The sequence below is a fragment of the Clostridium yunnanense genome (genome assembly GCF_016595795.1).
Taxonomy (GTDB): domain Bacteria; phylum Bacillota; class Clostridia; order Clostridiales; family Clostridiaceae; genus Clostridium_AR; species Clostridium_AR yunnanense.
The window spans coordinates 139,764-153,155 of the sequence record NZ_JAENHN010000023.1 but is presented as its reverse complement, the minus strand read 5'-3'; the positions used below and the strand labels follow the sequence as shown (position 1 = coordinate 153,155).

Here is a 13,392-nt window from a genome sequence, read left to right as displayed (position 1 = left end):
CATTCAATCCTAGTTAAAAAATATTTTTTCTAGGCGCACCTTACCTTTAATAACAGCAATTTTTATCTTAGCCTCGCTAGCTTCAAAAAGCTTAATAGCTTCAATTGCTTTTTTGTTCTCGCTTTCCGCTAGTTCCAATGTACATAACTCTTTATCATCCTGAGTTATAGTTACTGATGCAGTTTCGCTGCAACTGTATACAAATGAAATACTACTATCATTTGAGGTATCATTTATTGAATAGGTCACAAATTCCTCTTCTTTTAACTCTAACAAAAATCTATCCCATAAGCAGTCAAAAACAAATCTTCTTTCAAGCTGCTCTACAGGTATTTCTTCTATTATTCTCATTCCTGTGTTATCTCTGTACTTATACATGTTTCCTTCTTCTCTTTGCCCACTATATGATATTCCCTTTCCAGGAAGCTCATCAAAATCAGTGGCACGAACTGTGCATCCTGGAGTTCTAAATACATGAGTTCTAACTTCAGAATTATATTTACAGTTTTCTACTTTTATATTTTCTAAATAAGCATTTAATATTTCAGTAGCTTCTTCGTAGCCTGGATGTACTTCACCATCAATATACCCTATTATCTTATCCCAGCCTTCAGGCATTTCTACAGAATATGGGGAGTTGGTACAACTCATCTTTTTCCAAGGCCATAAATTGTATCCTATATTTAATTCTACAGATAATGGATATAAGGCTGTATACCACTGATGTATATTTTCACCAGTCTCACCAAGCCATAATGGAAGATTTAGCCTCTCTGAAACTTCTATAAATTCCTTTAAGGAATCTAATTGTGGTAAGCAGGCATATCTATGAAAATGTATTACCATATTATCATCGTACTTTTTGTAGAATATACTTGTGTCAGTGGACCAATGATGTCCTTCAATTGATAACATATGTCTTGTATCTATTTGTCTAATGGCTGCGATTACTTCCTCGTAGAACTTAACCAACCTTGGCAGTAAATGATCTACATTTTTAACTTGTGGAGATCCTGGTCTTATTGGTTCGTTTAACAAATCATAGCCTCCAACAATCCATCTATCCTTATATCTCTCAGCTAACTTTTTCCATAAACTAATTCCCTTATCCCAGCTATCTTTATCTGTAAATAATCTAGGGATATCATCAACACAATCATCTATATTTGCACCAGTTTGTCCACCCGGAGCGCCATGCAAATCTAGAAAAACATAAATTTTATATTCTTCACACCAATCTATGCATTTATCTAAAAGCTTAAATCCGTCTTCCTTCCATGCTATACCCGGCTCATCCTCCATTAAAACCCTCCAGTTAAATGGGATTCTTACTGAGTTATATCCTTGTTCTGCCATAAGCCTTATATCTTCTTTAGTTATATAATTTTCTCTAAACTTTGTCCAAAATTCTTCTGAATATTTACTTCCAGTTAATTCTCTTATTACGCCCTCTATGCGATGTGGTCTATCAAACCTGGTGTTTTTAGCCTTCCACATATAACCTTCTTGAAGAAGCCAATTTCCAAGTCCCCACCCAGCTAGTATTATCTCTTCTCCATCTTCATTCACTATCGATGTACCCTCTGCTCTCAAAAAACCTTTTACCCTTCTGTTACTCAACTTTTCGTTCATATCTATTTCTCCTTTTATCGCAAAAATATTACTAAAGAGTTCCTATATCGAAACTTAATTTATATTTTTTCTAAAATCGCGGCTTCTGGTGATTATCGGCCACGTATAACTTAATAGTTTGGTTAGGAATTCTAATATATGATTCGTATTTATAAACTCAACTTTTATTTGTAACTGTTTTCATAATATCACAAACATAATTATATTAATAATCTTCCACAAACCAAAGTAGCTTTTATTTGGATTAGGGGGTTTTTTTTAGTTAATTTCAAAAATAACTTCAATAGTTATTTACTAATTAAATAGCAAAAAGGGACATGTACTTCATTTCTGATTTACATGTCCCTTATATAAAACTATTTGTTATTAATTCTTCTTCTTAGCTGCAGTTAATACTCCAATTCCTGCTGCTAGTGCTATAAAGCCTATAAGACTTATAGCCTCAGTTCCTATTGGCGAACCTGTCTTAGGCAATTCTGCCACTATCTTTGTTGGTTCACTATTTTGCTTATCAGGTTGTTTCTTTTGTTGGTTCATTTGTATATCTCTTTTTACTATTTCTTTTGCTACTGAGATAGTCTCACTTGTAAATGTATCGTAACCATCCTTTGTAACCACAAGATAGTAATCTGTATCTGGGAAAACCATGAATGCATACTTTCCATTTATATCATCCAATTGTGGATTTAGATTATCTGCTGGAGCAAAACCTGGTACCTTAGGTAGGTTAACCAATGTATTTGGAATTCTTCCTGCTGCTCTATTTCTAGCTGTATCAGCATAATACAACTGAACCTTAGCTCCATCGATATTGTTTTTTGTTAATGCATCTGTAATTGTTCCATAAGGATCTATTAAAGCAGAGCTTAAATTAAGCTGTCCATCTGAATCTACTGTTACATTAACTGCTCCAACCACTATCTTCTCACCTGAAGGGAAAGTGTAGTTTATTGCAACAGTATAAACTTTGCCTTTTTCTAAACCTTCAGCTTCAAATACTCCATTATTTAGAGATATCTTACCTTTATCTAAACTGCTTGAATCTGACTTATTTACAACTTCAACGCTAAAAACTGAACTATCACTTAGAAGAGATACATTTCCATTAGGTTGTTTTACAAGTATTACTCCCGCTGCTGTATTTACTGAAGAATAATCTTCATTTCCTGCACCAGTTATATTACCAGTTTGATTATTTTGAGTAAACTTAACATTAACATAACTACTTCCAACTCTTACTGGTTTTGTAACGTTAATCCTATACTGAACATTTCCTTTAGGAATAGCTATTGCATATCTTCCATCTGCTCCAGTTATCATCTTTGAATAGAAATCATCAATTCCATCTCCATCAAAATCCTTAGAAACTTCTACTATTGCATTAGTTACTGGACGCCCTGTCTCATTATCAACAACTAGTCCACTAATTATTCCAGGTTCAAACACCATTACAATTTGATCTGAAACCTGTAGATTATGAGCCTTATCGTTAACTGTAGCTATTACAGGTATGTTTCTGTTTTGTGTACCATCAACTTTACTTGATTTAAATAATATAGTTGCTATACCGTTTTTATCAGTTATTGCAACTGTACCATTAGGGAAGCTTCCCTCAGCTGCTGAAAAGTTCACTTCTACATTTGCTAATGGATTATTGTTCTTGTCCACTATCTTTGCTGAAAGCACAGTAGTTGCTTTTCCATCTCCCAATATAGTAGTTGGATTAGCAGTTAAGTTTAAAGAATATCCTATAGCCTCATACACCTGGAAGTCCTTTCTAACTGTGTAGTTAGTTTCACTAGTTGGTTCAATATCAAAATCTATATTCTGAGTCTCATAAGAAGGATTTGAAACCTTAAATCCATATATACCTAACTTAACATTATTTATAGTATAGTTTCCATTTGAATCTGTAGTTGTAGTATATATCACATGTCCACTTTGATCACTTAACTGAATAGCTGTATTAGGAATAACTTTTCCTGTTGTTTTATTTACTACCGTTCCAACTAAATCTGCTCTATCTCTTACTGTAATATCTATAGTGGAAACTGCTTTCCCACCATGTCCATCACTTACTTCTACAGCGAAACTATCTGTTCCAACGTAATTTATATTAGGAACATATGTCCATACTCCAGTTTTATCTACTTCTACATATCCTTTTACTGGGGATGTCTTCAACGAATACTCTAATCTATCGCCATCAATATCATTTCCTACGACTCTACCTGTTACTGACTTATTGTATGGTGTAACTCTGCTATAATTTGGTGCTGTTGGTGCATCATTCACTGCATTTACTGTAATACTTACAGTTGCTGTACTTGTTCCACCATGTCCATCACTTATTGTATAGCTAAAGCTGTCGGTAGCATTGTAGTTAGCATCTGGTTTATAGCTTATTGTTCCATCTTCATTTATAACTGCTGTTCCATGAGCTGGCTTTGTAACTGAAGTTATAGTTAATGTATCTCGATCCACATCACTATCATTGTTAAGAACACTAATTTTCACTGTTCCATCTTCAGATACTGTTGCTGTATCATTTACTGCTACTGGTGCGTCATTTACTGCATTTACTGTAATATTTACAGTTGCTGTACTTGTTCCACCATGTCCATCACTTATTGTATAGCTAAAGCTATCGGTACCATTGTAGTTAGCATCTGGTGTATAACTTACTGTTCCATCTTCATTTATAACTGCTGTTCCATGAGCTGGCTTAGTAACTGAAGTTATCGTTAATGCATCTCCATCCACATCACCATCATTGTTAAGAACACTAACTTTCACTGTTCCATCTTCAGATACTGTTGCCGTATCATTTGATGCTACTGGTGCGTCATTTACTGCATTTACTGTAATATTTACAGTTGCTGTACTTGTTCCACCATGTCCATCACTTATTGTATAGCTAAAGCTATCGGTACCATTGTAGTTAGCATCTGGTGTATAACTTACTGTTCCATCTTCATTTATAACTGCTGTTCCATGAGCTGGCTTTGTAACTGAAGTTATAGTTAACGCATCTCGATCCACATCACTATCATTGTTAAGAACACTAATTTTCACTGTTCCATCTTCAGATACTGTTGCCTTATCATTTACTGCTACTGGTGCATCATTTACTGGAGTTATAGTTATATCTACAGTACCACTTTCTGTAGCATATGCTGTTCCGTCATTTCCATTCCATCTAAAGCTTGTACTCCCATTCCAATTTGAGTTTGGTGTGAAAGTTAACTTTGATAGCTCTAATACTAATATTTCATCTCCAAGCTTTACTTCATTTCCATTTAGCTTTAATACTCCGTTAGTTGGCAGGCTTTCTATCCTTACCTTAACTAAGTTGTTACCATCTACATCTGAGAACTTGCTACTAAAGTCTTCGAACTTGAAGTTTATATTAGTGTCTTCTAATCCACTCTTAGCTATATTACCAACAGTTGGTTCGTCATTTACCGCATTTACTGTAATATTTACAGTTGCTGTATTTGTTCCACCATGTCCATCGCTTACTGTATAAGTAAAGCTATCAGCACCATTGTAGTTAGCATCTGGTGTATAACTTATTGTTCCATCTTCATTTACTACTGCTGTTCCATGTTCTGGATTAGTAACTGAAGTTATAGTTAACAGATCTCCATCTACGTCACTATCATTAGTGAGAACACTAATTTTAACTGTTCCATCTTCTAGTACTGTTGCTATATCACCTGCTGATACTGGCGTATCATTTACTGGAGTTACATTTATATTCACAGTACCAGTTTCTGTAGCATATACTATTCCATCATTTCCATTCCATTTAAAGCTTGTATTTCCATTCCAATTTGAATTAGGTGTAAAAGTTAAATTTGACAAATCTGCTGCTGATATTTCGTCTCCAACTTTCACATTAACCCCATTTAATTTCAGTACTCCTTCGCTTGGTAAGCTTTCTATCTTTATCTTGGTTAAACTGTTACCATCGATGTCTGAGAACTTACTACTAAAATCTCCACCGTTAAAGTTTATATCAGTGTCTTCTAGTCCACTCTTAACTATGTTACTAACAGTTGGAGCATCATTTACTGCATTTACTGTAACATTTACAGTTGCTATATTTGTTCCACCATGTCCATCACTTACTGTATAAGTAAAGCTATCGTTACCATTGTAGTTAGCATCTGGTGTATAACTTATTGTTCCATCTTCATTTACAACCGCCGTTCCATGTGCTGGCTTAGTAACTGAAGTTATAGTTAATTGATCTCCATCTACGTCACTATCGTTGTTAAGAACACTAACTTTTACTGTTCCATCTTCAGATACTGTTGCTGTATCATTTACTACTACTGGCGCATCATTTACTGCATTTACTGTAATATTTACAGTTGCTGTATTTGTTCCACCATGTCCATCACTTATTGTATAGTTAAAGCTGTCGGTACCATTGTAGTTAGCATCTGGTGTATAGCTTATTGTTCCATCTTCATTTATAACCGCCGTTCCATGCGCTGGCTTAGTAACTGATGTTATAGTTAGAGTATCTCTCTCTACATCACTATCATTGTTAAGAACACTAACTTTTACTGTTCCATCTTCAGATACTGTTGCTATATCATTTAACGCTACTGGTGCATCATTCACTGGTACTACCGTTATGTTTACAGTACCACTTTCATTAGCATATACTGTACCGTCATTTCCATTCCACTGAAAGCTTGTACTTCCATTCCAATTTGAATTTGGAGTGAAAGTTAATTTTGATAAATCTAATACTAAAATCTCGTCACCAAGCCTTACATTGGCTCCGTTTAACTTTAATACGCCATTACTTGGTAAACTTTCTATCCTTATTTTAGTTAGAGCATCCTCATCAATATCTGCAAACCTATTAATAAAGTCCTCAAAAGTGAAGTTTACATCAGTGTCTTCTAACCCATGTTTCACTACATTTCCAACATTTGGCGCATTATTCACGGCATTTACTGTTATATTTACAGTCGCTGTGCTTGTTCCACCATGACCATCACTTATTGTATAGCTAAAGCTGTCTTCGCCTTTGTAATTAGTATTTGGTGTATATCTTATTGTACCATCTTCATTTTCTACTGCTGTTCCGTGTGTTGGATTGGTAACTGATGTTATAGTTAGAGTATCTCTCTCTACATCACTATCATTATTAAGTACACTTAAATCAATTGGCGTATTCTCATTTGTTGATGATGTATCATTACTTGCAACTGGTGCATCATTTACAGGAGTTACTGTAATGCTTACGCTAGCGTTGTTTGCAGAATATACTGAACCATTGCTTCCATTCCAATTAAAGCTTGTATTACCATTCCAATCTTTATTAGGAGTAAAAGTTAACCCTGATAAGTTTAATACTATTATTTCTTGTCCGATCGTAACAGGCGTACCATAAAGCTTCAAGGTTCCATTAGCAGGAAGATCTACTATCTTAATTCTATTTAATGAATTATTAGCACCATCTGTAAACTTGCTAGTAAAATCAGCAATTGTAAATGGTATAATAATATCTTCCACACCACTTTTAGCTATATTAGCTGAAACAGGTGTCACCTCAAAACTCAAAGTAGCTGGAGTTCCTGGGAAGTAAGTCCAAGTATCTATCCCTTTACCATTACCATATTGTTGGAAATAACCATGAGCTCCCTGACTGCTATCAACTCCTGACAAGCCAACAATCTTATTAATATGATATTCAAGTTTACTTGCATCAAGATTTACAGAAGTACCATTGGCAGAAGTATAATTACTTTCATCATAATATACCTTATATTTATCAGCATAAGTTTCTGGATCACTATATCCAGGTGCATTAATAAGCTTAACTTTTATTCCAAAAGGGTTGTGTTCTGCATCTAGCATTGGAAAGTGGTATTCTCCGCCCTTCATAATTAATTGAGCAGTGTATGTACCTATAGGCAACTTGTTACCATTCTTATCTTTTCCATCCCAAGTAATTGTGTTTACACCTGCCCTACAAACATTTTCTATTACCATGTCTGTTGAAAGATTATATCCTTCACTTCCATCGGTATTAATAGTCAGTCTATAGCTACCAGCTTTATCTGCTATAAAGGTAAAGTTTCCTCCAGTAGACACGTTTGTCTTTAGGTCTACATTGGAACTACCTTTAAAGTTGAAATTCTCAGGAATTGCAGGTGAAATGGCAACTGGTGAAAGGTTCGCAGGTAAATCTTTATTTGGATTATTAACAAATACTTTATGAGTTATATTAGTTTCAGTATCCGTATCAGTCGGAAGCTGAGGCGCAATATTTCCTAAAATATTTGCCAACTTATCTACTTCGGTACCAGTTCCACCATCCATAATAGAATGATATAAAGTCTTATCATTTGTTTTGTCTATATATCCTCTATTATTAGACCAGAAAACAAATCCATTTGGGTCTATACCATTCATTGAGGTTTGATATACATAACCGTCTTTTGTTAATACATAGAAATCATTGTTTAGTACCTTCTCAGCATTTGAAGTGGATGTAGCACTTGAATTTGTTGTAGAATTAGTTCCCATTATCATAGCAATATAAGGTGCATACATTCTACCCTTCTTCTCATTACCTTCTGAATCTTTAACAGTTACATCCCAAGCTGCTATAGTACTTTTCTGTGCAGTTAAGAACTCACTTGACCCCTTCTGAAAAGTAGGATTACTTGTAGTTCCTGTTGGTCCTACAAACTGAAATTGCCATATACCAGCCTCAGTAGCACCTACATTTAAAGTAATAGGAACATATCCTCCAGCATTAGCTCCTATCTTTTCCTGAGCAACATTCTCAATAAATCCAGCTTTACTTCCTGATGATGAAACAGTATATGGAGACCAACTAGTGGCTCCTGGTTTTTTCACTAATATGCTTCCTGTTTGAGCAACACTAGATCCAAAATTAAGAGTTTCTCCTTGCTTAACATAAACATTAAAGGTTGTTTTTCTTGTTATACCTGCTGTTGTGTCAGTTGATGCCCATAAAAACGGTCTATATCCACCATTATTGACATACTGATTGGTCGATTGATTATAAGTATTTACTAATTCTCTACTTCCTTCTGCTTTAACCACAGTTGTATGCATATAACCATTATAAACTGTTGCAGCTAATGCAATTAAAACCATTAACTTCTTTTTATTTCTAAGCATATCTAATACTCCTTTAACCATTAGTAAAATTTTTAATACTTTAAGTGAACTTTCTAACCCATCTTCCATTCCAAATGTATATAAGGAAGATTCTTAAGGCGAATAAGCTTTGTTTTAACTGCTAAAATATCTATATTTAGCTAGCGTAAAAACTTTATGGCTTCTAAAATAATAAAAAAAAACCGACCAATTTAAATAATTGGTCGGTTGCACTACTAACTCACCACGTACAAAGTGCCCAAATAAGCACGTAGTTCACAGTTCCCATTTTGATACGAACTTTATAAAACTTATTAACTATACATAATTAGTAAACTTTATACACATAAGTTTAGAGAACTGCTTAAGATGTAATTTATCTGCATTTTACTAAAGTTCTACTTTTATACCCATAATTCTACATTATATTACATATATATGTCAATTTATATATATATTACTTTTATGAAATTATCATTTTTCTTACCCTTTAAATAGATGCTATATTATTTAAATTAAATATAAAAAAAGATAAGAGAAACATAATAGTTTCACTTATCTTTTTTATTAGTACCTATATAATTTATTTCACTGTTACAACAAACCCATTTTGAATTAGATAAGGATCAGTTGCTTCAATGTTTCTCATAGTTAGATTAGTAAAGGTAGCCGATCCGTTATTTGTGTAAGTGTAGATAGCTTCACCTAAATGTGGCTGTGAGAATCTTGAAGTAGTTATATTATCTTTTCCTGTTCCATCTATAGTGATATTATTGAAGTTAATATTAGAGAACCCCCCACTATATCCAAATTGTATTGCATCTCTTTGAGAGTTTATGATATCTATATTTGAGAAAGTTATATTCTTAATTCCAGTATTTGATGCTTCTAGATCTATAGCCCCTCTTTCTCCATTATAACAATCCTTACTTGTACCTGAGTTTATTATTGTAGTGTCTGAGAAAGTAATTCCTGTGTTATTTTCAAAATGGTACCCAGGGAATACTGTGTTTAACCTAATACCTGATCCCATAAAGCAATCCTTGATATAGTTGTTAGTTGCTTTGTGTCCTGAGCCTCCGAAGATAGCTATTGCAGCTGCACGCCAGTTATTTTCAATTGTATTATAACTGAAGGTGTTGTTTACTTCCATTGGAGCATTCATTGTGCTGTCAGGCCACATAGCTAAACCATCATCACCATTGTTTCTTACGCTACAGTTTTGGACTGTAGAGTTTTTAGTACCTTGGCAGAAGTTTATACCATCGGCTAAATTATTTCTAACACGTCCATTAGATATTATTAATCCATCTGCTGGTATGGCTGGAGTATGAGCATAATCAGCTACCCAGAAACCACATTCAAAATGCTCTTCCCAGAAATCGTGGATACGAGAGTTTGTACCGAAGTTATCCATAAACGCTTTGTATATTGCATTTTGATTATATCTAGTTCTAAGCATAGAGTTCATATATACATTACTGAAATCAATTGTTCCAGTAACTCTTAAGGATATACCACCACTTGCTGAGTTTGGTGATGTAAACTGAAGGTTTGTATACCACATTCCAGCACCAGTGATAGTTATATTATTTGCATTTATAGTCCACATACCACCTAAGTTAAACTTGCCTTCAGGTATATATACAGTCTTTCCAGAAGAAGCTGCTGCATTTACACAAGAGTTAAAGGCTGCAAGGTCATCAGTTGAATCATTTGGTGTTGCGCCGTAGTCTGTTACTGAAAGAGCATTAGCTGGTTTTGAAATAGCAGCTGGAACTGGTTCAATTTCTAAGAAGTCAACTCCATACTCAATGCTATCACCATTTGTCTTTTGGATTCTTATCTTATCTCCAGCTTTAAGAGCTGTAGGAAGTTTAAAGTGAGTTTCGTCAAATCTAAATGCTGCTTGACCTCCATTTGGAGCATCTGCAGGCTGATCACTTGTAAAGTACTGCCATGAGTAGTAGGAAGTTAGTGAAATAGTACTAACCTTTGTACCATTTACATAGCAATCTAATGAACCATTTAGACCCATTCCATCAGCTGTATCAGGTATTGTAAATCGCATATCAACACCTGCACCACCTTGATTTACAGTCCACTCTACATAGGAACCGTTAGTTGGAAGAGCTACATATTTCTGATTTGAAGCCTCAGAAGCTATAAGTGAGTAATCAAAGGTTGGAGCTGTACGTAATACTGCGCCTCCTCCTATTGAAGCATCTTCTGTTTCATATCTTGTATAAGGTACTGTAGCTCCGCGGCTTCCTGGAACAGATGGAGTTGTTACTACCATTTGAGTTCCACTAGTATAAGAGTTATTTGTTTCATCTATTTCAGCAAAAACATTTGTATCATCAGCATTTGCTGAAACTGTGTAAGTTCCTGATACTGCTGTATAGTTTGCAGTTACTGTAGCTGTTGCACCAGTTGCTATAGAAGCAGTAGTTGAGCCAGTAACCTTTGTACTACCCACATTAAAGCCAACAACATTTGATACTCCTGCAGTTGTTGCTGCCCCTTGATTCTTAACAGTTGCAGTTAAAGTAACTGTATTTCCTGCTTGAGGATTTGATGGATTCCAGGATACGTTTGTAACCACTAAATCCGGTTTAGTTGGTGCTGTAACCACTAATTGTGTTGAACTTGTATAAGAATTGTTTGACTCATTACTTTCAATTATAACATTTGTATCATCTGCATTAGCTGAAGGTGTAAAGGTTCCTGCTACTGATGTCCAAGTTCCAGTAACTGTTGCAGTTCCACCTACAGGTATTGATGCTGTAGTTGATCCTGTAACCTTTGTGCTTCCAATATTGAAACCAACTACATTACTTAAACCAGCTGTTGTAGCCGCAGCACCTTGATTCTTAACTGTTGCAGTAAAGGTTACTGTTTGACCTGCTGTTGGATTTATTGGGGCAAAGGTTAAACCTGTTACTACTAAATCTGCTTTAGCAGTATTTGAGGATACGGTTATACTTTTTTCTAAATTATTATTACTTTCATTTGATTCACCTATTAAACTTACATCATCAATGAACGCTCTAACAGTATGAATTCCACTTGTAGCTGTCCAGGTAGCTTTAGAGTTTGGTCCACCATTACAAGTTAAAGTAGCAGTTCCTCCTGATGGTAAAGACGAATTAAAGGTATCACACCAGTTAACTTGAGTTCCATCTACAAATATACTAAGACCATGTTTCACTCCAGCTGGTGTTGCTCCAGTTCCTTGATTCTTTATTACTGCACTAAAAGTAACTTCATTATTAGTTGCTGGACTTGCAGGATTCCAAGTTATGTCTGTAACCACTAAGTCTGGTGACCCTACTGATGTAGCAGAACCATAAACTTCAAACTCTGCTACTTGTCCTCCTGTAGCACCACTATTAGCAGTGATATTTAATCGAACATATCTTTGACTTGTATTTGAGAAATTAATTGTTACTGTATTTCCTGTTGCGGGATCAAAAGTATAAGTATTTGATGCTACAATTGTACTATAGGTTGAATTGTCTGTACTTCCTAAAACCGATAAAGCTTGAGTTCTTTTAGCCCAAACACTATCTGGGTTCAGTTTCAACACAACCTTATTTACAGTCTGAACTGATCCTAAATCAACTGTTAAATTGCTAGGATATGATGCCCCTTCCCAATAAGTATTAACATTTCCGTCGTTTGCATTGGCAGCCACATAGGTTTGAGTATAATTGTTTGACACTATGGATTTACCAGCTGCTAAGTTTACTGCATCTGCAGCATAAGATGTCTTTGAAAGTACCAAGCCTTGTGCAAATACCACAGTAGTTGCAAGCAAGGTAGTCATTAACTTTTTAAAGACTCCCTTCATGTTTTTACCTCCATTTTTAATTTTTAATCTTAATAATTAAATTTATAATTATATGAATCTTACTCAGCAAACTATAAATTTAAAAATTAGCAATTTAATATTGGTTTGGACTCACGAGATTTAATCTAAGCCTCTTAATTTATCAAATTAAAGCAGTACATTTTTATAAGCTATGAAAATATATAATTTGTTACTTTATATAGAGAGTGTTAGAGGTATTCTAGAATTGTAAAAATATAAGCGGATATAAGCTGTAATTATTGGATAATCATCTATTAGACTTCCGTAAACGATTTAATAACATAACTATACTATTTTCTATGTTTCAAAAAAAGTAGACTATTATGCTAATTGGTTTGCAATACTACACACTTTATTAACCTATATGAAACTATTTGTTTTTTTATTGAAATGATTATATCAGACATCATATGATTACGAATCAATTACTAGCCTTTCTTTACATTATATAGTTATATTATGTTAAACACTAAGTCAACTCTTTATGTTCCTATATGCTAATTTATCTGATAAATAAATAAAAAATATGTTTATTTGCAAAATTTTAAAAGAAATGTATTCCAATAAATCCATAAAAATGGTACAATGTCTATAGATGATTAACAAATCAGTCACATAATTGCAATTTTTCATTAGCAATATCATACTAATGAAATTATATGTAGTAAAACCCTATAACCATTAAACCTGTATCATTATGATACCCTTCTAGATATTTCAATCATAAA

Annotated in this window: 3 protein-coding genes and 1 riboswitch; all 3 genes read right to left on the bottom strand. The window is 34.2% G+C overall.

The window, feature by feature from the left end; all coding sequences use genetic code 11:
• Nucleotides 1–9: 9 nt before the first annotated feature.
• Nucleotides 10–1,632 carry a glycoside hydrolase family 5 protein gene (locus JHL18_RS07105; RefSeq protein ID WP_200267538.1) on the bottom strand — a complete coding sequence of 541 codons (1,623 nt, stop codon included), beginning with the start codon at nt 1,630–1,632 and terminating at the stop codon, nt 10–12.
• 366 nt (nt 1,633–1,998) lie between these two features.
• Nucleotides 1,999–8,811: a tandem-95 repeat protein gene (locus JHL18_RS07100; RefSeq protein WP_200267536.1), complete on the bottom strand. Its 6,813-nt coding sequence runs from the start codon at nt 8,809–8,811 to the stop codon at nt 1,999–2,001.
• A 192-nt stretch (nt 8,812–9,003) separates the two neighbouring features.
• Nucleotides 9,004–9,086, bottom strand: a riboswitch (cyclic di-GMP riboswitch).
• Nucleotides 9,087–9,373: 287 nt separating this feature from the next.
• Nucleotides 9,374–12,643 (bottom strand): CARDB domain-containing protein, encoded by a 3,270-nt coding sequence (locus JHL18_RS07095; protein ID WP_200267534.1) that lies wholly within the window; start codon nt 12,641–12,643, stop codon nt 9,374–9,376.
• Nucleotides 12,644–13,392: the final 749 nt, after the last annotated feature.

Excerpts from the sequence above, each read along its gene's own strand:
- JHL18_RS07105 (WP_200267538.1), bottom strand. The coding sequence starts at position 1,632 with ATGAACGAAAAGTTGAGTAACAGAAGGGTAAAAGGTTTTTTGAGAGCA.
- JHL18_RS07100 (WP_200267536.1), bottom strand. The coding sequence starts at position 8,811 with ATGCTTAGAAATAAAAAGAAGTTAATGGTTTTAATTGCATTAGCTGCA.
- JHL18_RS07095 (WP_200267534.1), bottom strand. The coding sequence starts at position 12,643 with ATGAAGGGAGTCTTTAAAAAGTTAATGACTACCTTGCTTGCAACTACT.